General features: G+C 52.2%; 17 protein-coding genes and 1 pseudogene. 14 read left to right on the top strand and 4 right to left on the bottom strand.

Features of this window, described 5'->3' with window-relative positions:
• A pseudogene (locus BLW59_RS18045) lies at positions 1-232 on the bottom strand (IS5/IS1182 family transposase); the annotation flags it as partial.
• 232 nt (positions 233-464) lie between these two features.
• Between BLW59_RS18045 and secA the strand changes: the two are divergent.
• The 7 genes from secA (at position 465) to ychF (ending at position 10,346) form a co-directional block, all read left to right on the top strand.
• Entirely contained in the window at positions 465-3,083 is a 2,619-nt protein-coding gene (gene secA / locus BLW59_RS15200; protein WP_081348567.1) for a preprotein translocase subunit SecA, read from the top strand.
• Positions 3,084-3,339: 256 nt separating this feature from the next.
• A complete protein-coding gene (gene prfB, locus BLW59_RS15195) occupies positions 3,340-4,446 on the top strand; it encodes a peptide chain release factor 2 (RefSeq protein WP_029546195.1) in 1,107 nt (368 codons plus the stop codon).
• A gap of 134 nt (positions 4,447-4,580) precedes the next feature.
• Positions 4,581-5,291: a DUF2993 domain-containing protein gene (locus BLW59_RS15190; RefSeq protein WP_074698455.1), complete on the top strand. Its 711-nt coding sequence runs from the start codon at positions 4,581-4,583 to the stop codon at positions 5,289-5,291.
• A gap of 17 nt (positions 5,292-5,308) precedes the next feature.
• A complete protein-coding gene (locus BLW59_RS15185; RefSeq protein WP_074698454.1) occupies positions 5,309-7,381 on the top strand; it encodes a DUF5693 family protein in 2,073 nt (690 codons plus the stop codon).
• Positions 7,381-8,472: a polysaccharide pyruvyl transferase CsaB gene (csaB, locus tag BLW59_RS15180; protein ID WP_074698453.1), complete on the top strand. Its 1,092-nt coding sequence runs from the start codon at positions 7,381-7,383 to the stop codon at positions 8,470-8,472. Before BLW59_RS15185 ends, csaB begins: the two co-directional genes overlap by 1 nt.
• Before the next feature lie 107 nt (positions 8,473-8,579).
• Positions 8,580-9,215 carry a uracil phosphoribosyltransferase gene (gene upp / locus BLW59_RS15175; RefSeq protein ID WP_029546188.1) on the top strand — a complete coding sequence of 212 codons (636 nt, stop codon included), beginning with the start codon at positions 8,580-8,582 and terminating at the stop codon, positions 9,213-9,215.
• Between the two features lie 24 nt (positions 9,216-9,239).
• The gene (gene ychF, locus BLW59_RS15170) at positions 9,240-10,346 is read left to right on the top strand and encodes a redox-regulated ATPase YchF (RefSeq protein ID WP_029546185.1); all 1,107 of its coding nucleotides are present in this window, start codon (positions 9,240-9,242) and stop codon (positions 10,344-10,346) included.
• A 319-nt stretch (positions 10,347-10,665) separates the two neighbouring features.
• Here ychF and BLW59_RS15165 read toward each other — a convergent pair whose 3' ends face one another.
• Positions 10,666-11,436 (bottom strand): transposase, encoded by a 771-nt coding sequence (locus BLW59_RS15165; RefSeq protein ID WP_074698452.1) that lies wholly within the window; start codon positions 11,434-11,436, stop codon positions 10,666-10,668.
• Here BLW59_RS15165 and BLW59_RS17525 point away from each other — a divergent pair.
• From BLW59_RS17525 to BLW59_RS15155, 4 genes are all read left to right on the top strand, one after another.
• On the top strand, positions 11,428-11,736 hold the full coding sequence (locus BLW59_RS17525; protein WP_139283714.1) for a hypothetical protein: 309 nt from the start codon (positions 11,428-11,430) through the stop codon (positions 11,734-11,736). The two genes, BLW59_RS15165 and BLW59_RS17525, sit on opposite strands and share 9 nt — an antisense overlap.
• Positions 11,737-12,177: 441 nt before the next feature.
• Complete coding sequence (locus tag BLW59_RS18240; RefSeq protein ID WP_318258675.1) at positions 12,178-12,303, top strand: hypothetical protein; 126 nt, start codon at positions 12,178-12,180, stop codon at positions 12,301-12,303.
• Positions 12,304-12,345: 42 nt separating this feature from the next.
• The gene (locus BLW59_RS15160) at positions 12,346-13,527 is read left to right on the top strand and encodes a linear amide C-N hydrolase (protein WP_074698451.1); all 1,182 of its coding nucleotides are present in this window, start codon (positions 12,346-12,348) and stop codon (positions 13,525-13,527) included.
• A gap of 129 nt (positions 13,528-13,656) precedes the next feature.
• Entirely contained in the window at positions 13,657-14,253 is a 597-nt protein-coding gene (locus BLW59_RS15155) for a hypothetical protein (protein ID WP_074698450.1), read from the top strand.
• Between the two features lie 157 nt (positions 14,254-14,410).
• Here the strand turns inward: BLW59_RS15155 and BLW59_RS15150 are convergent, their stop codons facing one another.
• Together BLW59_RS15150 and BLW59_RS15145 are read right to left on the bottom strand one after the other, a co-directional pair.
• Positions 14,411-15,772, bottom strand: a complete 1,362-nt coding sequence (locus BLW59_RS15150) for a transposase (protein WP_074698449.1) — start codon at positions 15,770-15,772, stop codon at positions 14,411-14,413.
• A gap of 420 nt (positions 15,773-16,192) precedes the next feature.
• Positions 16,193-16,972, bottom strand: coding sequence for a carbon-nitrogen family hydrolase (locus BLW59_RS15145; protein WP_074698448.1), 780 nt, complete (start codon positions 16,970-16,972; stop codon positions 16,193-16,195).
• A gap of 38 nt (positions 16,973-17,010) precedes the next feature.
• On the opposite strand from BLW59_RS15145, the gene BLW59_RS15140 reads away from it, so the two are divergent.
• The 3 genes from BLW59_RS15140 to tnpA all read left to right on the top strand — a co-directional run.
• Positions 17,011-17,202 carry a DUF951 domain-containing protein gene (locus BLW59_RS15140; protein WP_074698447.1) on the top strand — a complete coding sequence of 64 codons (192 nt, stop codon included), beginning with the start codon at positions 17,011-17,013 and terminating at the stop codon, positions 17,200-17,202.
• A 270-nt stretch (positions 17,203-17,472) separates the two neighbouring features.
• Positions 17,473-18,813 carry an S-layer homology domain-containing protein gene (locus tag BLW59_RS15135; RefSeq protein WP_074698446.1) on the top strand — a complete coding sequence of 447 codons (1,341 nt, stop codon included), beginning with the start codon at positions 17,473-17,475 and terminating at the stop codon, positions 18,811-18,813.
• A 205-nt stretch (positions 18,814-19,018) separates the two neighbouring features.
• The coding region (tnpA, locus tag BLW59_RS15130) for an IS200/IS605 family transposase (protein WP_139283713.1) at positions 19,019-19,225 on the top strand (207 nt) is incomplete at its 3' end.

Below are 19,225 nucleotides of genomic sequence, written 5' to 3'. Positions count from 1 at the left end.
GGTTCATTCCGGCATAAACAAGGATGGCCAGCATCTGCCTGGGCGACGCCAAATTTCGATCTATCCTTTGATAGGTCTCCTCCAGTGACTTTATATCCATACCTCCAATGCAGTGGCGAAGCAGGCGGACGGGGTCATCTTTGCTAACCTGAAATTCAAGATTTAAGGGGAGAAACAGTTGATAATTCTCTCCTAAAGACGTATACTCTTTCTGTGAATTTGGTTTTTGCATACCTAAATTCTACACCTAATCCCGGGGCTTGAATGTCCTGGGATTATCTTTTTGCATAAAAATGAGGCTGCTGCACGTTTGGATTACGTGCAACAGCCCCTTTTTAGTGTAAAGTGAAGAAATTTGCAATAGAGGCATAAAACGACCATGACCATTGTTTCCTTAAAATTGACTTATCATAGGCAGTCTGCTAATATTGTAAGGTGCAGACCTAATAGAAGGAGTGATTTGCTTGCTGGGATTCTTGAAGAGATTCTTAGGTGACAATAACGATAAAGAAATAGCCAAGTACAGGGAGGTCGTAGAGAAAATCAATGGGCTGGAACCGCAGATGCAGAACCTGACGGATGACAAGCTTACGGGCTATACCAATAAATTCAAGGAGCGCCTTGCAAATGGCGAGACTTTGGATGATATCCTGCCCGAAGCCTTTGCGGTGACCCGTGAGGCCTCCCGCCGCGTGCTGGGCATGCGCCATTTTGACGTGCAGCTTATCGGTGGCATGTGCCTTCATGAGGGGCGCATTGCCGAGATGCGCACCGGTGAAGGCAAGACCCTGGTGGCAACCCTGGCCGTGTACCTCAATGCCCTGACGGGCAAGGGCGTTCACATGGTGACGGTGAATGACTATCTGGCACGTCGTGACAGCGAGTGGATGGGACATCTCTATAAGTTCCTGGGCCTGTCCGTGGGCCTTATTGCCCATGACATGGATTTCCCGGAGCGCAAATATGCTTATAGCTGTGATGTGACCTTCGGTACCAACAATGAGTTCGGTTTCGACTACCTTCGCGACAACATGGTCATCTATGAAGACCAGATGGTGCAGAGGGATCTGAACTTTGCCATCGTGGACGAGGTGGACTCCATTCTGGTGGATGAGGCCCGTACCCCGTTGATCATCTCTGGTCCCGGCGAGAAGTCCACGGATATGTACGCCGTGATGGCCCGTGCTGTGGCAGGGCTCAAGGAGGGCACGGACTACACCGTTGATGAGAAGCAGAAGACTGTGGCAGCCGCCGACAGCACTGTGCCCAAGATTGAGCAGATGCTGGGCATTTCCAACCTCTATGCTCCTGAGAATATCGAGCTGTCCCACTGCTTCAATGCAGCACTCAGGGCCAAGGCGCTCATGAAGCGGGACCGTGACTATGTGGTGCGCAATGATGAAATCATCATCGTGGACGAGTTCACGGGCCGTCTTATGGAGGGCCGCCGTTATTCTGACGGCCTCCACCAGGCCATCGAGGCCAAGGAAGGCGTGAAGATCCAGCGCGAGTCCCAGACTCTGGCTACCATTACCTTCCAGAACTACTTCCGCATGTATGACAAGCTGGGCGGCATGACAGGTACCGCCAAGACCGAGGAAGACGAGTTCCTGAAGATCTACAACCTGCCTGTCATTGTGGTGCCCACCAACAAGCCGGTGCAGCGCATCGACCATCCTGACCTCATTTACAAGACCAAGAAGGCCAAGTATAAGGCTGTGGGCCAGAAGGTGGCGGAAATCCATGCCAAGGGCCAGCCTGTGCTCATCGGTACCACCTCCATCACCCAGTCTGAGGAATTGAGCGCGGTGCTGAAGAAGTACGGCATTCCCCATAATGTGCTGAACGCCAAGTTCCATGAAAAGGAAGCTGAGATTGTGGCGGATGCCGGACAGAAGGGCGCCGTCACCATTGCTACCAACATGGCAGGCCGTGGTACAGATATCAAGCTGGGTGAGGGCGTAGAGGAATTGGGCGGCCTCTTTATCGTAGGCACTGAGCGCCACGAGTCCCGCCGTATCGACAACCAGCTTCGTGGTCGTGCCGGCCGTCAGGGTGACCCCGGCGAGTCCCGCTTCTTCCTGTCTCTGGAAGATGATCTCCTGCGACTCTTTGCCGCTGACCGCATTGCGGGCATGATGGACAAACTGGGCATGGAAGAGGATGAGCCCATCGAGCACAGCCTGATCACCAGGTCTGTGGAGCACGCCCAGAAGAAGGTGGAGGCGCGGAACTTCGATATCCGCAAGCACGTCCTTGAGTACGATGATGTCATGAACCAGCAGCGCGAGGTCATCTATGGCGAGCGCAAGAAGATCCTCAAGGGCGAGAACCTCCGGGAGAACATCATGGGCATGGTGAAGCACATCATCAAGGCTGAGATGGACCAGTATGCCAATGAGAAGCTCTACCCCGAGGAATGGACGCTGGACGGCCTTATTGAGGATGCTGAAAAGATCTATGCTCCCGCAGGGCGCCTGAAGAAGGAAGAGCTGGTGGAACTCAGCCGCGACGAACTCAAGGAGGCTCTTGAGGGCCTGGCTGAGGAATGCTACAGCCAGCGTGAGCTCCTCTTTGGCGAGGACAATATGCGCGAGCTGGAGAAGGTAGTCATGCTTCGCGTGGTTGACCAGAAGTGGAAGGAACATCTGGACCACATGGATATGCTCCGTGAGGGCATCAACCTCCGGGCTTACGGCCAGAGGAATCCGCTGGTGGAGTACAAGATCGAGGCTCTCGATATGTTCGAGGAAATGGAAGGTTCTATCATGGACCAGATTGCCTCCCTCATGTACCATGTGAGCATCGTCATGCCCCAGCCCCAGGCTGCTGAGGAGGATGCAGAAGCTCAGGCCCGGGCTGCCGAGGCTCAGAAGGAGCAGATGCAGCGCACCATTGCCGCCGAGCGCTCCAAGCTTACTGACAGTCTCAAGGAAGCACAGGCTGCCCACGGCGATGACGTAAGCGCTGCCGAGGTGAAGAAGCCTGTCACCAACAAGGACGGCAGCAAAGTAGGAAGAAATGATCCCTGCCCCTGCGGTAGCGGCAAGAAATACAAGAACTGCTGCGGGAAGAACGCATAAACAAAACATACGTGGCGGAGGCGTGAGGGCGTGTCCCCCACGCTGCGCACGTTGTTTTGCTGCTTGATTTTTTTGTCTTTAATTAATCCTTAAAAAGCAGCTGAACGCACTGCGTTTGGACGACGCTGCTTTTTATGAGGAGTTTGGCAGACAAAAAAATCAAGCCTGACGCAAAACAACTTACGCTCCGCTTAGGGGCACACGCCCTCCCGCCAGGTCAAGTCCGCATTCTAATAGTGATAGAAAGGTACGTAAAATGCTTGAAGATTTAAAGCCCCAGCTGGGCGAACTCAAGGAAAAACTCGACCACATGGCTGAAGCCCTTGAAATCCCTGTGAAGGAAGAGAAGATTGCCGAGCTGGAATATAAGATGGGTGAGCCTACCTTCTGGGATGATGCAGAAGCTGCCCAGAAAATCAATCAGGAACTGGCTGACCTGAAGTCCGGGGTGGACAAGTACAAGGCTCTGCGCGCCAAGCATGAGGATGCCGAGACCCTGCTGGAAATGGGTCTGGAGGAAGATGATCCTTCCATGGAAGACGATGTGAAGGCAGAGCTGGAGGAAGTGGCCGAGGGCCTGGAGGCCCTGCAGCTGGAAGTGCTGCTGTCCGGTCCTTATGATGCCAACAACGCCATCCTCACTCTCCATGCTGGTGCAGGCGGAACTGAGGCCCAGGACTGGACCCAGATGCTCCTGCGCATGTACGGCCGCTGGGCTGAGCGCCACGGCTTTACTGTGGAGACGGCAGATCTCCTGCCCGGCGATGAGGCCGGCGTGAAGTCTGCTACCCTCTTTATCAAAGGTCACAATGCCTACGGCTTCCTGAAGTCTGAGAAGGGTATCCACCGTCTGGTGCGCATTTCTCCCTTTGATGCCAATGCCCGCCGTCACACTTCTTTCTCCGCCTGCGATATCATGCCGGAGATTGACGATGCAGTGGAAGTGGACATCAATATGGCTGATGTGCGTGTAGATACCTACCGGGCCAGCGGCGCCGGCGGCCAGCACATCAACAAGACTTCTTCCGCTGTCCGCATGACCCATGAGCCCACGGGCATCGTGGTGCAGTGCCAGAACGAGCGTTCCCAGCTGCAGAACCGCGAGCAGTGCCTCAAGATGCTCCGCGCCAAGCTCTTTGAGCTGGAGATGGAGAAGAAGGAAGCAGAGCTGGCCAAGCTGGAAGGCGACCAGCAGAAGATCGAGTGGGGCAGCCAGATTCGCTCCTATGTGTTCCAGCCCTACACCATGGTGAAGGATCACCGCACCAGTGCCGAGACCGGCAATGTGCAGGCGGTGATGGATGGGGATATTGATCCGTTTATTCGCGCCTTCCTGGCGGCTAAGGCTAATCACGAGATTTAAGTTAGCGGGGGCTGCGCCCGTACTTTTCTCTGCATCAGAGAAAAGTACCAAAAGAGATTGCAGACCTGGATCGCTTCACGCGAGTCCAAAGGTCTGCGGGAGCGGCCCCTCCGTGGGCCGCCGGGGGGTCGTATATGCGTAAGATTCTTATAGCGGGCAGCCTTTTGCTGGTTATCTTAGCTGTGCTGGTTGAATGTGTGCTGCCTACAGTGATATCTTCAACTTTGGAGCGTCGCATAGGCGACAGGTTAGCTTCCCAGGATGCGCAGGTGAGTATAGATTCCTCTCCCAGTTTCCTGATGCTTCTCGGCCAGGTGGACAACCTGCAGGCTGTGACTCATCAGGCGAAGGTGGGTCAGGTTTACGTTAAAGAACTGACCATGGAGGGAAAGGATGTCCATATTGATATGGCATCCCTGCTGGATGATGAGAAATTCAAGGTTTCCAGAGCGGAAAAGCTCACCTTGCAGGGTATCATAGATGAAGAAAACCTGCGGGAAGTTCTTTCCCGCAGAGTAGACAAGCTGGAAAATGTCCAGGTGAAGATCACCCCGGAGAAGGTGCTGGTTACCGCTGAGGTAAAGGTTATGGGCAAGATGGCCCAGGCAGAGCTTTCCGGTCAGGTGGTGGAGGACAGCGGCTCTTTGTATTTCCGCATGGAGCATCTGTCCCTGAAGAACAGCCGCCTGGGCAAATTGAAGCTGGAAGGGCTTTTCGGTGATGTGTTTGGGGATGTGCTTTTGGCAGGCCCCGACAGGATTCCCCTTGATATGAGGGTGACGGAAGTCAGGCAGCTGGATGGTTCAATCGCTGTAAAAGCAGAATTGCCAAAGGCTGAAGATTGATGAAGGTGGATTAAAGCATGAAGGTTTGGAAATACAATAAGCTGCTGTTAGGAGTCATTATCCTGGGGCTTATAGCTGCTCTCATCATTGGTGTTCAGCGGCATCAGGTGGAGCAGGCCAGCCGTCAGGTAGACCTGGCTATAGACTATGAGGGCTTGCTGGAACTGGCAGAGCGTGAGGGATTGCCGCCGGAGCAGGTGCTGAAGGAAGCCCGTGAAGCCGGGATTTCCAGTCTGGCAGTGTACGAAACTACCTTCAAAAAACTCAACGTCAACGGCAAGACCACTGCCACCAAGGGCAGTGATATACTGAACCGCTATCATAGCGGCAGCCTCACGGACCCTGCATGGCGCGACCTTTGTGCCAGCGGCAGGGTAGTGGGCACTGAGGTTTACGTGGTGGGACATGACCCTCAGACCTACAAGGAGGTAAAGGAAGACCTTTTCCGCCGCCTGGGGGCTGACCGGGTGACGGTGCTGCAGGTAGGCAGCGAGGAAGTGCTGGCTGTCAAGGCACACTATGAGTCTTTTGAGAAAATGAATATCGGCATGCCCACGGACGAGATGAAGGCCGTGAATGCCGCTGGCTTTCATGTGCTGGCCCGTCCCAGCAACTACGACGCCTGCACCCCCGATGATGTGGAGGCAGTTTTCAAGCGTCTTGAGGGCATAGATGTTTCCGAAATCGTCTACAGCGGCTCTCAGGTGCTGGGAGCAAACAAGTCTTTGCAGGCTACCGTAGATAAGATGAAGGAGAAAAGCATCAATCTCGGTCTGATTGAGGGCGTGACCCAGCTCCAGTTCTATCCTCAGGATGGCATGAAGGAATTGGCGGCAGGTCTTGGCTATGATCATGTGGTGCGCCTCTATTCCATTGGCAAGGATGAACTGCCCAAGCTCAAGATTGATGCTGCCGTGGAGCGTTGGAGCAACACGGATGAGGAACGCAATATCCGCATCGACCTTCTGCGCATCTATGAAAAGCCTGCACCGGACAAGACTCTCCTGTCAACCAACATGGAGTATTTCAAGGCCGTCCATGACAAGCTTACAGAGCAGGGCTATGAGATAGACAAGGCCGGCACTTTTGCCGCCTACTATCCGTCCAAGATCCTGCGGGCGCTGGTGATGGCAGGCGTAGCTGCTGCAGGTGTCCTTTATCTGTCTCTGGTGATACCTGCCCTCAATCGCCGCAGGAAGCTCCAGTACATTCTCTTTGCTGTCTTTGCAATCATAGCTGCTGTCCCGGTGCTTATGGGCAGCGGCTCCAAGATTCGCGTGGTGGCAGCTCTTGCCAGTGCCAATCTGTTCCCGTCTTTGGCCATCATCTATCTGATGGACTTTGTGCGCAGCAGGAAAATGCCGGAGCATATTTCCCTGCCCCGCATGATTGTGACGGCGGCACTTGCCCTCTGGGTGACGGGGGCCTGCTCTTATATGGGGGCGGCTTATCTGTCCGGTTCGCTGGCTGATACGGAGTATTTCCTGGAGTTCAATATCTTCCGGGGCATCAAGCTGACTTTTGTCATGCCCATTATCCTCGTGGCTGTTGCCTTCATGCAGCGCTTCGATATCTTTGATGGCAAGATGGATGACTGCGACGGCGTAGTAGCACAGATGAAGAAAATCCTGGATATGCCTGTGAAAATCAAGACGCTGGTGGGACTTTTCTTCGTGCTGGTGGCAGGCATTGTGTTCGTGGCCCGCAGCGGCCACACTTCGGGCATGCCTGTGTCCGGCCTGGAGCTACAGTTCAGGGCCTTCCTGGAAAAGGCTCTCTATGCAAGACCCCGCACCAAGGAGCTGATGATAGGCCACCCGGCCTTCATGCTGGCGGCCATGGCCTTCTTCAGGAAGTGGCCTACCATGGTGCTGTTTGCTCTGGTGCTGGTGGCTGCTATCGGACAGGGCTCTATGGTAGAAACCTTTGCCCACATGCGCACGCCGATTTACATGTCCTTCGTGCGCGGGATTGGGGGCATCGTACTGGGCGCCTTCGTAGGCGCTGCCGCCATGGTCATGGTGGAAATCTGGCAGGCCGTCATGGCTCGTGCCGCTAAGGGAAATCAGGAGGGGAGCAAGAAAGACTGATGAGCAGGATTGTCATCTCAGGATACTATGGCTCGAAGAACGCCGGCGACGAAGCTATGCTGGCGGCTATGCTGGAAGTGCTAGGTGACCTGGAACCAGAACTTCATATCACCGTCATTTCGGCTGCCCCGCAGGATACCGCCAAGCGTCACGGCGTAGAAGCCATTTCCTGGCTGGACATGACTGCTATCTGCAAGGCGCTGAAAAAGGCAGACCTTCTCATCAGCGGCGGCGGCAGTCTCCTCCAGAATGTCACCAGCCGCAGGAGCCTCTACTATTATCTCGCCATTATCAAGATGGCGGAGATGCTGGGCACCAGGGTCATGCTCTATGCCCAGGGCATCGGCCCTATCAGGGGGCGCATGGCTCGGCGGGTCATGGGGCATATTGCCAACAGGGTTGACCTTATCACCGTGCGTGATAAAGGTTCACTGGCAGAGCTGGCCAGCCTGGGCATCACCCGTCCGCATATTGAGTGCACTGCTGACCCGGTGCTGGCTATCCATCCCGTGGACAGGGAAGCTGGCCGCGCCATCTTCAAGAAGTATCACGCTGAGGGCGCTAGTCCCGTAGTGGGTATTTCTGTTCGCGACTGGCAGGGGTGCCATCACTTCAAGGAGGAGCTGGCCAAAGCCAGCGATGCCATTGTCAGGGATCTGAAAGCAAGGGTAGTATTCCTTCCCATGCAGTACCCCGAAGATGTGCGTGCCGCCCAGAGCATTGCAGAGCTGACGCAAGAGCACTGTACTGTGCTGGAGGATGAGTACACCACCAGCGAGTTCCTGTCCCTGGTTGGGAATATGGACTTGATGCTGGCTATCCGCCTCCATGCGCTGATTTTCGCTGGAGTCATGGGGGTGCCCATGATAGGCATTTCCTACGACCCAAAGATTGACCGCTTCCTTTCATCCATTGGCGAGGAGCCGGTGGGAGATCTGGAAAGCCTCACAGCAGAAGACCTGCTGGCGGAAATTCGCAAGAAGTGGAACGACAAGGCCACCTTCAAGAAACGCAATGCCCAGCTATTGGGGGAGCTTAGAGAAAAGGCAGCACGGAATGCAGAATTAGCGCTTGAGCTGCTGGAGAAATAATGATAAAAAGGACAGCTGTCGCAAATCGTTGCGTCGGCTGTCCTTTCGTGATATTATAGATTAGATATAACTCGGAAAACATTTTTCATGATAAAGGAGATATTGCCATGTCAGATCTGAAAGTCAACGTCATTGACCATCCCCTTATCCAGCATAAGCTTACCCTCATGCGTCAGAAGGATACGGGCACTAAGGATTTCCGTGAGCTGCTGGAGGAAATCTCCATGTTCATGGCTTACGAGATTACTCGTGACTTCCCCCTGAAGGAAGTGGAGATTGAGACTCCCGTGGCCAAGTGCAAGTCAAAAGTGCTGGCAGGCAAGAAGGTGGGCGTAGTGCCTATCCTGCGCGCTGGCCTTGGCATGCTCAACGGCGTGGTGAACATGATTCCCGCTGCCCGTGTGGGCCATGTGGGCATGTATCGCGACCCGGAGACCCTGAAGCCTGTGGAGTATTACTGCAAGCTGCCCAGCGATGTGGCAGAGCGCACCCTTATCGTGGTTGACCCCATGCTGGCTACCGGCGGCAGCGCTTCTGCAGCTCTCAGCCTCATCAAGGAAAAGGGCGCCCACTCTGTTATCCTCATGTGCCTGGTTGCCGCTCCTGAAGGCATCGAGGTCATCAACAAGGATCATCCTGATGTGCCGGTGTATGTGGCAGCTGTAGATGAGAAGCTGAACGACCATGGCTACATCGTGCCCGGTCTGGGTGATGCAGGCGACAGGATTTTCGGTACTCTTTGATATTTAGATAAGGTGATTTATTAAATGAGCAATTTAGAAGTCGGTATCGTTGGACTTCCTAATGTAGGCAAGTCCACGTTGTTTAACGCAATAACCAAAGCTGGCGCTGAGGCTGCCAACTATCCTTTCTGCACCATCGAGCCCAATGTGGGCGTGGTGGCTGTGCCGGATGCACGCTTGAATGTGCTCCATGAGATGTATAACTCCAAGAAGACCACCCCGGCTTCTGTCCGTTTCGTGGACATTGCTGGCCTGGTGAAGGGTGCCAGCCAGGGCGAGGGCCTGGGCAACAAGTTCCTGGAACACATCCGTCAGGTGGATGCGGTGGCCCATGTGGTGCGCTGCTTTGAAGATGGCAACATCACCCATGTGGAGGGCGGCGTAGATCCCCTCCGTGATATCGAGATCATCCAGACTGAACTCTGCCTGGCTGACCTTGACGTGGTGGAAAAGCGCATTTCCCGTCTGGCTAAATTGGCCAAGTCCGGCAACAAGGACGCCAAGGCCGAGGATGAGCTGATACGCCGCATCAAGGCTTCCCTTGAGGAAGCCAAGCCTGCCCGCAGCATGGGGCTCTCTGAGGATGAGCTGGAGCTCATCAAGGAGATGAACCTGCTGACTCTGAAGCCGGTTCTCTATGTGGCCAACGTGTCTGAGGATGAAGTGGCTACGGCTGATGCTGACAATGAGTATGTGAAGAGAGTCCGCGACTTCGCCGCCCAGCATGGCTCTGAGGTAGTCACCATCTCCGCCAAGGTGGAGAGCGAGATTGCCGAGTTGGACGAGGAAGAGGCCAAGGAGTTCCTGGCTGATTTGGGTCTGGAGGAGTCTGGCCTGGACAAGCTCATCAAGGGCGCCTTTGACTTGCTGGGCCTCATGACCTTCCTCACCGCCGGTCCGGACGAGTGCCGTGCCTGGACCATCACCAAGGGCACCACGGCTCCCAAGGCCGCAGGCAAGATTCACACGGACTTCGAGCGCGGCTTCATCCGCGCTGAGATTGTGGGTTACGAAGACCTCATTGCCGCCGGCTCCGTGGCCGCAGCCCGCGAAAAGGGCCAGGTCCGCACTGAAGGCAAAGAATACGTCATGCAGGACGGAGACGTGACCAACTTCCTGTTCAATGTGTGAGGTTAGTGCTTGATTTCATAGGGCGTTAAGTGGTATAATCAAGCTACATAAAGAATTCTGTCATACATGGCACAACAAAAAGCCCGCAGGAGTGATTAACCTGCGGGCTTTTTGCGGTTCACGTATCGGCTTGATTAGGGCTTGCGTGAACTCCCAGATGGTTACTGCTTCTTGCTGCCCTCCAGGGCTTTACACACGTAGTAAGCGATAATACCGCCTAAAACGCTGGCAGCCGTGGAAATTAAGAATTCTGTCATACGTAACACCTCCCTTCACAATTAGCTATGGGAGAGAGGCAGCAAGGATATTATAACATATCTCAACTTTCCCAGCATAAATTGGGGAACAATCCCTTGATATACCTGCTCTGGCTGGCAATCCAATTGCTCACTTTACTTTTTATGGTTTCTGTATCCTCAGTTCCGTAGCCGTTTATGGTTTCCATGAAGAGACTCATAAGTGACCGTAGTGCATCTGAAAGCTCCATATCCTGCACATCCTCGCAGAGTGCAAAGAACAGGCCTCCGTAGGTTTTGGGGTCGTTTTCCTGGCGGCGCAGCCATTCGAGAAATGTATAGCGGGCAAAGACAATTGCCGTATGTGCCACAGCAGAGTCATAGCTGCGGGTCTGGAACTCCCTGCCAAGCTTCAGAAGGGACTTGCTTGCCTTGAAGAAGGTTTCAATGTTCCAGCGCATCCCATATATGCGAATTATCTCATCCTCTGAGAGCGCATTGTCCGTAGACAGGATATACAGCAGCTCGCCCTTTTTGTTGCGGTTCCTGACAAAAACAATGCGAACAGAAAGGTAATGTTTCCTCGTCCTTACCATGAGGGAACGGTACAGCTTGTTTTTGCTCCTGTCCATGGCGATTTTTGCCAGTTGCGGCAATGTGTACAAATGCCCATTGTAATAGTAGCGCTGCTTCATGTCCTTGACCATGCCAATGACATCCTGCCCCAGGTCTGAAAGGCTTTTGACAAAAGGTTCCGTCGTAAACCAGCTGTCCATCAGTATATAGTCGGCATGGATTCCTGCTGCAAGAGCAGACTCTACCATGCGCAGGACTGCTTTCGGCTTTTGCAGCATGCTTTTGAAGATCCTTTAAGACAGAGAAGATCTGATTTTGGGACTGTTCAAAAGAATAGTTTTGGTATAACATGGAGTCAGCACCTTTCTGGTATTTGGGTTGTAGCTGATTCCATCATACCAAGAACAGGTGCTATTTTGTTGTCAAGAAATGCTTTATATCCTATGCGATGCCAGTATTTTCAAGAGATTAGCCTTATTTTCGTGGTGGGAAAGTTGAGTAATGAAGTTTACGATAAAGAAAATTCCCACGCCAAAGAAGGAATTGGCGGGGAAATGAAGAATACATATGCCACATAGGGATTTCATCAAACTGTTACTGTGATCGCACATCGAAGTATATATGGTACTGCCTGGAGGAGCCTTTGGGATTGGCCCTTCGGGCGCAGTCGAAGTTTGTCAAGACATATCGGGAAAGGACTTGGCACGCATGAAGAATGGTGTTACGATTCGCACGGCACAGCACAGGCTGACTGCACTCTTTTTTGCTGCCATAAAACCGCATATGGCATTCGGGACGGATGACCGCCGAATTTGATGGGGCTAACTATGCCCTGTCAAACTCGGCGCTTTTTTATGGCCTGGCAGTATTTCGGCCTGATTGCACGAAGGTTCAAGCAGCAAAGGCAAAAAGGAGGGAGATATCATGAGCACATAGGAGAGGCACGGCAGTATTTTCGGGAGCAAGGAGATTGCGGCCCCGTCAATGTGGACGAGAAATTCGTAATAGGAGGTTAGCTTATGAATCGATCTTTTTTCAGGAAAGCACTTACTGCGTCCCTGGCAGGAGTGATGTTCACTCTCTTTGCCACAGGCTCCGGTGCAGTTTTTGCCCAGTCGAAGTTTTCCCAGGAATTTCAGGAATGAAAAATAGCACGCTGTAGGAAAAAAACTAGGAGGAGATCGGCAATGAGTATTTTCAAAAAAGAGTTCCGTCTCTTTGTGTCTGCGCTTATGGCTTTCTGCTTCACCGTATGCGTTTCAGCGGCGCAGGCAGCCCCTTTCACGGCCCCTGAGAAGCTGGCTGATTACCTGTACTACATGGAGTACACCGACTATGTGCCTGACCTTACGACGGGCGAAAAGGTCAAGACCGGCTTCGCCTGCTCCGCTGTACGCAACGGAAACTTCTACGGGCGCAATTTGGATCTTGACTACTCCGACGTCCCGGAATTTGTGATCAAGGTTGCCGCCAAAGAGTCCGAGGGACGCTACGCCAGCATAGGGCTTGCCGCGATTCTCACGCTGAAGTCCAAGGGGGTTGGCAACGTCTCGGAGGCTGAGTTGCTCGCCATGCCCAACCTGACTTTTGACGGCATCAATGAAAACGGCGTGGCCATGAACTGCAACGTCGCTCCCGCCACCGATCTGGACTTCGCCACCACGATTTCGACCAATTACGGCAAGCCGCGCATCCATGCCGTTGCCGTCGTCCGCTACGTCCTTGACCATGCGAAATCCGCTGCCCATGGCGTGGAGCTGATGAAGAACATGGACATTTACGGCGGCTATGGCTCCTGGGGGCTTCACTGGATGCTCTCTGACGAGAAGGAGACTTACATCATCGAGTGCATTGACGGCAAGCTGGTTGCCAGGAACGACACGGACAACATCATGACCAATTTCTATGTCAACTACGCAGCGAATACTCCCTATGCCAAGCACATGAAGGCAGGGCAGACAGCCGTGGGCAAAACCTACAAGGGCTTCCCGGTTCTCACGCCCCATGCCTGCGGCGTTGAGCGCTACGCCATCCTGAAGGAGCATTATGCAGAGGGCGCGAAATCCGCTGAGGGCATGGCCAGCTTGATGGAGCGTGTGAAATATACCCAGACTTATGAAGCGAGCACGGAGCCCTTCTGGTACACGGAATATACCGTAGGAGATTTGACAGCCGCAAGCGCACCTGCGGATTTCAAGGCCAAGATCCAGGCCAACATGGACACCTACAAGCTGCATGACAGAAACATCCAGCCCGATAATTTCTGGCTGACCTGGCACACGGCGGTTTACGACCTGGCGAACAGGACGCTCCGCCTGAACATTCAGGAGGATTACGCCAAGCATTACGACTTCAAGCTGGGCGAATGAAAAGCGGCCTGCTTTTGGGAAAAGTTTTTTCAATGCAAGAGTGGCATCTATGGAACTTGAGGGCGGGCAGCCGCCCTTCAAGGGAGAATGCATAAATGAATGATGTCGGTATCAAAGGAGGGAAACGAAATGAAAAAAATTATTTCTGTCATGCTGGGCTTGCTGGTCATGGCATTCTCTACGGTGTGCTTTGCCGCCGAATCCTACCAGATGACCTACGAGGCGAAAAACTTCACCGAGGAATTGAAGAACAATCAGGCCCTGTCGGAAACCTTCACTACCCCTTATGGAGCGTTGAAGCTCCAGATGCGGAAGCTTTGGCAGTCCAGCAGCGACAACCGGCTTCACCTGATCGCCTGGCTGGACAATAATAAAATCGGGGACGAGTATTTCCCCAAGGTGGATTACGGCTATACCTTCCGCGTCATCAAGAACACCAACAACAGCGAGCAGTTCTATGTGCTCCAGTCCATTGAGCGCGCCTGCCTTTTCGGTTACTCCCCCGCCACCAAGAAGATGGTGGTCTACATCGACAGCCAGAACTACGCCCACGATCCTGGGGCATATCCCTACATCGTGGCGTTGAAGAACGGGAACTTGGTGCTGGCCTTTGAGAAGGGGAACAAGTGCAGCCGCTATCAGTTCAACTGGGATGCAAATGCAAATTGGTTCGGCTATTCTGACTTGGGCGGCGGCTGGTCTTCCGTAGCGAAAGACAAGCAGTAAATTTGCAATAGGCCGGCACAAAATGAAAATTTCTTTTTGTGCCCCTCGTGGCAGGATGGACTCGGCAATCGCTGCCGAGTCTATTTTGCTATCTGTACCGAAAGGATGGGGCAATTTGCTGTCTAAATGTTTTTTTATTTGCCTGATACTACTCACCTCAACTTTCCCAGCATAAATTTGGGAACAATCCCTTGATATACCTGCTCTGGCTGGCAATCCAATTGCTCACTTTACTTTTTATGGTTTCTGTATCCTCAGTTCCGTAACCGTTTATGGTTTCCATGAAGAGACTCATAAGTGACCGTAGTGCATCCGAAAGTTCCATGTCCTGCACATCCTCGCAGAGTGCAAAGAACAGGCCTCCGTAGGTTTTGGGGTCGTTTTCCTGGCGGCGCAGCCATTCGAGAAATGTATAGCGGGCAAAGACAATTGCCGTATGTGCCACAGCAGAGTCATAGCTGCGGGTCTGGAACTCCCTGCCAAGCTTCAGCAGGGACTTGCTTGCCTTGAAGAAGGTTTCAATGTTCCAGCGCATCCCATATATGCGAATGATCTCATCCTCTGAGAGCGCATTGTCCGTAGACAGGATATACAGCAGCTCGCTCTTTTTGTTGCGGTTCTTGACAAAAACAATGCGAACAGAAAGATGATGTTTCCTCGTCCTTACCATGAGGGAACGGTACAGCCGGTTATTGCTCCTGTCCATGGCGATTTTTGCCAGTTGCGGCAATGTGTACAAATGACCATTGTAATAGTAGCGCTGCTTCATGTCCTTGACCATGTCAATGACATCCTGCCCCAGGTCTGAAAGGCTTTTGACAAAAGGTTCCGTCGTAAACCAACTGTCCATCAGTATATAGTCGGCATGGATTCCTGCCGCAAGGGCAGACTCTACCATGCGCAAGGCTGCTTCCGGCTTTTGCATCATGCTTTCCATCCTGGCTTTCCAGCCGTTGGTGCGGTGGTCGATATCCTTGTCGACTTCCTGGTAGCGATTCCTGAGCTTGGCCGACGAAAGCAACACAAAGGAAACAGGAATGAAGCTGAAGCCGTCCGACCAGCCAAGTGCCAAGAGGTTGAAGCCACGGACAAATTCATGAAACACATGGTCATACACCTTTGCGAGGAGTTCCACGGCTTTGCTGCGGTTACGCCGCAGCACCGAATCGTCGAGGACAAGCACAGTGACCCTGCTCTTGCAGGTAAGCTTCCGCAGGGCAGTCGTTACCCGAATGGCCAGGAGCAGGAGGAACTTCTTCCAATTGAAGGAAGGGTTGCTGAGGAAACGGTAATAGGAACTCTTGGAAGCAGCATGGTCGTTATGCTTTGACTCCAGGGAACGGAACAGATTCTTCCCGTGGAAAACAAGCATGACAAGGCGCTGGAACATTTCAAGGGCAGAAAGACCGCAGCCCTTGCGTATATTGGCCTTGTAAAGGAGCTTGGCAATTTGCAGCTCCTTCAGGACAGAGAAGATCTGATTTTGGGACTGTTCAAAAGAATAGTTTTGGTATAACATGGAGTCAGCACCTTTCTGGTATTTGGGTTGTAGCTGATTCCATTATACCAAGAACAGGTGCTATTTTGTTGTCAAGAAAGGCTTTATATCCTATGCGATGCCAGTGTTTTCAAGGGATTAGCTTTATTTTTGTGGTGGGAAAGTTGAGTAACATATCTGTTAAAATTTTTGCTTTGATTTTGTGGCGTGACAAGTGGTATAATTACTGCTAAAGGAATTCGGGCATATGGTCACGATAAAAGGCCTGCAGGAGTGATTAACCTGCAGGCCTTTTGTACGGATATTATAACGTCGTTGTTCCAGTTTTGCCGTAGGCAAAACTTCCTCTTGGCGTTTCAACGAGGCGTGAGATATGTACTCACCGCCTGTTATGATATTCGCCACCCCCACCTGCAGAGGTGGGGGACATCTTCTTCCTCGTTATAAACTCACTTTTTTATCAATTCGAACAGGAATTTTCTCTCTTGCTTCTGGCAGCAGTCCAAAATCCACCTTTGCCGAAATGATGTCTTCACCTTCCCCAGCCTTCGCCAGCACCCCTCCACATGGGTCGAAGATACCAGAATGTCCTCCCAGCGGGTGTTTGTCGTTGGTCTCAGCTCCCCCGTTGCAAGCTGCCACGAATACCTGGTATTCTATGGCCCTTGCCTGGGTTAATATATCCCAGTGCTTCTGCCTGAGTTTCGGCCAGGCGGCGGGGAGGAAGAGGATTTCGACATCTTCGGCAACTCTGCTTAGATAATTGCCGAAGCGCAGGTCATAGCAGATAGCCACGCCGCATTTGCGGCCGTCCAGGGTGAAGGTGCAGATGTTCCTGCCTGCTTCAAAGACTTGATTTTCTTTGCCGGGAGAGAAGAGATGCACCTTGTCATAGGCGGCAATCTCCTGTCCCTGGCGGTCAAAAATATAGCAGGTATTGTAGATTTTTCCCGTGCTGCTTTCTAGTCTGGCTATGGAGCCGCCTACGATATTTACCTGATTTTTCCGCGCAAATTCCGACAGCAGGGCGCGGGTATTTTCGCCATTTTTATCGGCATAATCCTCCACGGGACGGGGGAAAAAGCCTATATTCCACATCTCCGGCAGCAGGAGAATATCAGGTTTTTCCTGCATGGCTTGTTCTGCCATGCGCAGGAAGGCGGCAGTGTTTTTCTCCGGCTGGCCAAGAATAGTGTGCATTTGCAAGATGGATATTTTCATGTCGATCACCCCATATATAAGTGAAAGGAAGATAGGTAATGGAAGAAATTGCGTATGGTGAAGGGGACAAGGTGCAGGTCAAGAAACCTCACCCCTGCGGCAGCAAAGTCTGGGAAATCATCCGCTGGGGGGCAGATGTACGGCTGAAATGTCAGGGCTGCGGCCGGGAGGTTCTGGTACCCCGGGAGAAGTTCAGGAAAATGGTTAAAAGCAGATTAAGAGAGAATTAGAACTGAATTAGAAAGAATGGGGAGGTTGTTTCCTATTAATATAACCTTCTCTCATAATACCATAAAAAGTATGAAAAAAATGATTTATATATGATATTTTATGATTAAATGCAAAATAGGGGTTGCCACTCTGAAAGAAAGATGGTAGAATACAACAAGTCGAGGAAATAAGACGGAGTGAATTGTGAGGAAACATGGAAACTCAAAGGAACTCCTTCTTACGGACTCGATGCCGTATAAGTTTTATTTTACAGAAGGAGGAGTTTCTCAATGAAGAAGACTCTCGTTTCTGCCCTGACCACTGCTCTGGTTGTGGGCGCAGCTAGCACCACTTTCGCTGCTGCAAATCCGTTCTCCGATGTTCCTGCTGATCATTGGGCTTATGACGCTGTGACCCAGCTTGCTGCTGATGGCGTCATCGAAGGTTATGGCGACAGCACTTTCCGTGGCGATCGTAACATCACTCGTTACGAGATGGCTCAGATGGTTGCTCGTGCTATGGCAAAGAGCGACGTTTCCGCTGCTGACAAGGCTATGATCGACAAGCTCGCTGCTGAGTTCGCTGATGAGCTGAACAGCCTCGGTGTTCGCGTTGCTAACCTGGAGCGCAATGCTGACATGGTTAAGTGGAACGGCAAGTTGGAGTACACCTATCGTCATGATAAGGTGAAGGCTAATGGCAACAGCGCTACCGAAAACAGCAATATTGCTGTCTTCCGTCTCGAGCCCTCCGCTGAGGTCAATGACCACTGGCATGTGAATGCTCGTATCGATGGTACCTACAACCTGAAGGCTGACAACGATACTACCGGCGGCAATGATGTTGACCTCCGTCTCAAGCGCGCTTGGGCTCAGGGCGACTACAAGAACTTCAGCGTTCGTCTTGGTAAGTTCAGCATGTACGGTGATGAAGACATCAACGATACCACTATGAGCGGTCTCGATGCAACCTTCGGTAACAAGAACAAGGTTTCTGCTACCGTCGGTGGCGGTCGCACTGCTGGCGCTTACACTGACAATGCAATCTTTGTTCAGGCAAACGACAAGTATGGCACCAACTATCAGGTAACTGACAGCTACAGTGATGATGCTGCTAACGTTTTCTATGCTGGTATCGACTACAACCGTAACGAGAACAAGGGCTTCTTCGGTGGCGTTCGTTACTTCCGTTACAGCAATGCTGATTCTTCCTACCTTGCACTGAACAGCCGCAACGGCGAAGCTGAGAAGAACAACATCTGGCAGGCCCGTCTCGGCTACAAGTTCGATCGCAGCAGCACTCTCCGTGCTGAGTATTCCCGTAGCGATGTCGATGCTGTGAACAGCAACGACAAGCGCGGCTATGCTATCGAGTACGATTACAAGGGTGCTCAGGCTGCAAACGCTAAGACCTGGGGTGCTTGGATTGCATACCGCAACCTCGGCGGTCTCGCTACTCCTGCTGACACCTGGGATGTGATTGATGCTGGCTTCAAGGGCTGGGAGATTGGTGCTAACTACACCTTCATGAAGAACATCGTTGGTACTGTCCGTTATGGCGACACCAAGGATATCTACAATGCTAACGTCAAGAACAAGCAGTTCTTCGGCCGTGTTGAGTGGCTCTTCTAATCTAGCGATTAGAGAAAAACTAAACAGTCATATAGAGAACCCCGCTTCGGCGGGGTTCTTTTTTGTATAAAGAAAACCCCCGGTTAGACCGGGGGGTTCAATAGCCTTTTAGGTATGAGTCTTCAAAGGTAATAAATAGCCCTCCCATGATAAGATAACGTTGCGGTCCGTCAACTGCAACAAATCAATCACAGGAGGGTAATCAATGACTAAGAGTCATGATGTACATAGTCTATCACATACAAAATGGAACTGTAAATATCATATTGTGTTTGCGCCCAAGTACAGAAGGAAAGTATTCTTTGGGCAGAAGAGGTACGAGATAGGGCAGATATTGAGGGAGTTGTGCCGTTGGAAGGGGGTAAATTTATTAGAAGCAGAGGCATGTCCTGACCATATCCATATACTGGTC

This window comes from Selenomonas sp. KH1T6, assembly GCF_900108415.1.
Classification (GTDB): Bacteria; Bacillota; Negativicutes; order Selenomonadales; family Selenomonadaceae; genus Selenomonas_B; species Selenomonas_B ruminantium_A.
This window is presented reverse-complemented; position numbering and strand designations above follow the sequence as displayed.

Bases quoted from the DNA above. Each gene is read 5' to 3' on its own strand.
- ychF (WP_029546185.1), top strand. From the start codon at position 9,240: ATGAGCAATTTAGAAGTCGGTATCGTTGGACTTCCTAATGTAGGCAAG.
- BLW59_RS18240 (WP_318258675.1), top strand. From the start codon at position 12,178: ATGAATCGATCTTTTTTCAGGAAAGCACTTACTGCGTCCCTGGCAGGA.
- BLW59_RS15150 (WP_074698449.1), bottom strand. From the start codon at position 15,772: ATGTTATACCAAAACTATTCTTTTGAACAGTCCCAAAATCAGATCTTC.
- prfB (WP_029546195.1), top strand. From the start codon at position 3,340: ATGCTTGAAGATTTAAAGCCCCAGCTGGGCGAACTCAAGGAAAAACTC.
- BLW59_RS15140 (WP_074698447.1), top strand. From the start codon at position 17,011: ATGGAAGAAATTGCGTATGGTGAAGGGGACAAGGTGCAGGTCAAGAAA.
- BLW59_RS15190 (WP_074698455.1), top strand. From the start codon at position 4,581: ATGCGTAAGATTCTTATAGCGGGCAGCCTTTTGCTGGTTATCTTAGCT.
- BLW59_RS15145 (WP_074698448.1), bottom strand. From the start codon at position 16,972: ATGAAAATATCCATCTTGCAAATGCACACTATTCTTGGCCAGCCGGAG.
- BLW59_RS15165 (WP_074698452.1), bottom strand. From the start codon at position 11,436: ATGCTGCAAAAGCCGAAAGCAGTCCTGCGCATGGTAGAGTCTGCTCTT.
- BLW59_RS15135 (WP_074698446.1), top strand. From the start codon at position 17,473: ATGAAGAAGACTCTCGTTTCTGCCCTGACCACTGCTCTGGTTGTGGGC.
- BLW59_RS15155 (WP_074698450.1), top strand. From the start codon at position 13,657: ATGAAAAAAATTATTTCTGTCATGCTGGGCTTGCTGGTCATGGCATTC.
- upp (WP_029546188.1), top strand. From the start codon at position 8,580: ATGTCAGATCTGAAAGTCAACGTCATTGACCATCCCCTTATCCAGCAT.
- csaB (WP_074698453.1), top strand. From the start codon at position 7,381: ATGAGCAGGATTGTCATCTCAGGATACTATGGCTCGAAGAACGCCGGC.
- BLW59_RS15185 (WP_074698454.1), top strand. From the start codon at position 5,309: ATGAAGGTTTGGAAATACAATAAGCTGCTGTTAGGAGTCATTATCCTG.
- BLW59_RS15160 (WP_074698451.1), top strand. From the start codon at position 12,346: ATGAGTATTTTCAAAAAAGAGTTCCGTCTCTTTGTGTCTGCGCTTATG.